Below are 445 nucleotides of genomic sequence, written 5' to 3'. Positions count from 1 at the left end.
GATGCCTGTGCTTCCGCTGTTAATATTGTCCCGCCCTGTTTTCCAAACTCTTTTGCTCGTGTTGGTATTTATTTTTTACTACCATCACGTCGCTGAGCGTGCTGAAATCGGTGAATAGTTTGACTTTCAGGGTGTTGTAATTGTCGTCTTTCTCTCGCTCAAAACCGGCAATCGTCCCTACGAGCAGTCCGGCAGGGAAAATGGTGGAGTAGCCGCTGGTCAAAATGGTGTCGCCCACTTCAAACGTTACATGGCGAGGCAGCTCCGTGAGGTAGGTATAAAGCGGATTTCCGCCGTTCCAGACCAGCGGACCAAACGATTTATTGTTTTTAACCATGCAACTCGGATGAAATTTATCGTTCAGTACAGGGATGACTTGCGAAAAATGGGCTGAAACCTGCTTCACAACTCCCACGATACCTCTGGGCGAAACGACACCCATATC

1 protein-coding gene is annotated in these 445 nt (G+C 48.3%); it reads right to left on the bottom strand.

The annotated features are described in order from the left end of the window. Positions 1 to 19: 19 nt before the first annotated feature. Positions 20 to 445, bottom strand: a 426-nt coding sequence (mreC, locus tag ASC50_RS04660) for a rod shape-determining protein MreC (RefSeq protein ID WP_162491139.1), incomplete at its 5' end; no start/stop codon positions are given.

The organism is Candidatus Symbiothrix dinenymphae (assembly GCF_001431085.1).
The sequence above is the reverse complement of the archived record's forward strand: the minus strand, read 5'-3'. Positions and strand labels throughout refer to the sequence as shown.